The sequence below is a fragment of the Leuconostoc sp. genome (assembly GCF_965300815.1).
The window spans coordinates 1-1,804 of sequence record NZ_CBDKZH010000174.1; the positions used below are offsets into that span (position 1 = coordinate 1).

The 1,804-nt window shown below is 36.5% G+C and carries 2 protein-coding genes; both read right to left on the minus strand.

Annotated features, from left to right (window positions below; translation table 11 throughout):
- Nucleotides 1-53: 53 nt before the first annotated feature.
- Nucleotides 54-377, minus strand: a complete 324-nt coding sequence (locus ACW12G_RS07790; RefSeq protein WP_455647697.1) for an ATP-binding cassette domain-containing protein — start codon at nucleotides 375-377, stop codon at nucleotides 54-56.
- Nucleotides 374-1,804: hypothetical protein (locus ACW12G_RS07795; protein WP_455647698.1), on the minus strand; the 1,431-nt coding region annotated here is incomplete at its 5' end. The genes ACW12G_RS07790 and ACW12G_RS07795, both read right to left, overlap by 4 nt.

Here is a 1,804-nt window from a genome sequence, read left to right on the forward strand (position 1 = left end):
ACTTTTAAGCTCCTACTCATATTGTGACTATTCATATATATTTGTGCGAACAGTTAAACCTGTTTTTTTACGAATTTTTTTGATAATTTCTGGAATTTGTTCTGTAGATGATCTAACAAGGCATAGTTTTGAAAAACGTAGCCCAGATATCTTTTAAAAAATGTCTTTTCTTTAATATCCCAGATGTTCTTATTATCCAGCGTAATTGCCCCGCTGGTCGGCTTTTCGAGTCGACCAATTGCATTCAATAAAGTAGACTTACCAGAGCCAGATTGGCCAACTAGCGCATATGATTTATTTGGTTCAAAAACCAGCGTCACATCCTCAAAGATGACTTTTTTGTTAAATTTTTTACTGAGCGCCTGAAGCTGAATCATATATTGTCTCCTTTAAGAATTTGCGTGTAATCCGAACCAATTTTCCGATCCACAATTAGTGTCGTAATGATCGTTACGATAAGTCCTGATACTAACGCTAACGTGGTTAGACCATTTGCCTGACCAAGCAGCATATTAATAGCATAGGCAATAACCATCATGATAACTAACGACAAGCTATACGGGCCATACACCTGAAAAATTGATAACCCCAGTATTTTCTTTTTGACCACTGAAATAATCTCAAACTGGTAGATCGTGTTCAAATAAAATATCATGCTCAGTATCAACGCACTAAAAATGATGACCTGCAAAAACTTGGCAACAGCCAATTGATGCTTTAAAGCAATCACATTCAACGACACAGTTTGAAACGGTGTTATTGTTTGATTGGTTAAATCATCATTTTCCTGACTAATGATTTTGATTGCCTGCGGACTAAGCAGGCTCATTGTATTTAAAATATTATTGGCAAATGTTTTGTCATTATGAGCTAATAAGACATTATCATTCAAGCGAACCAAAATTTGTTGGCGTAAACTGCCGAAATCCTTTTCTTGGTTAGAAATATCACCTGCAAATCGCGTAGCCATTTCACGATATAAAAATACAGTCTGATTCTCTGGCACAATCTGCACCTCAATATCATTTTTTGAAAGATGAACTTCTCGCAACTGCTCAACATAAATTGTGTTAATTAATGATTGCGCCTTATCTCGGTATTTTTGTGGTAAATATAGCGTTGCTGATTTACTTGGATCATAAGGATATGCCTTATCGAAAGTTTGTTTATGCATCGCACCATTATTCAAATACCAGACTTTACGATTTAAATCGGGGGCGGTAATCCCATCTTGTAAAAGTTGTTTTGCAAAATTATCTTTAACTTCACCTGTCAAAAATTTAGGAACAACTGCTGTGGTTTGCGCAATATAAATGTAGCTTTGACTGCCTATCTTTTTGACCAAATCAACATCTTGTTGACTTGGAGCTGGTTCAGTCATTTTCCCATTCACTGCGGTGGCATGACCAACAAAAGGCTGTGTTTTTTGCCAATCTTTAACACTATACCAAGGTTTCAAATGGTTTATCTGCGTCGATAGCTGCTGAATTTTGTTTTGATACTGTTGATTAAGGCTGCCAACCGCAACCGTCATCATCCCAATGAGTAGTAACCAGATAACAAAAATACTTTTGCCGCCCGATTTGTTTTTAATGACAGCAATGGGTTTTTCTAAGTGAATCATCATGGCTATCAAAATTAGCGATAATCCCAACAGCAGTAGAAAAATGATGAAATCAGTAACCATTAAAGCTATCAATAATTGCGTACTGAACGTATGAAAGCCATGCCCGATTGTAGCTGCATAAAGTAGCCCAACCGTAGTTGCTATAACAATGAGTATCGCAGTAGGTTTTAGAATGTC

What these genes read in the sequence shown, in the direction of transcription:
- ACW12G_RS07790 (WP_455647697.1), bottom strand. Translation starts at nt 377, where the DNA reads ATGATTCAGCTTCAGGCGCTCAGTAAAAAATTTAACAAAAAAGTCATC.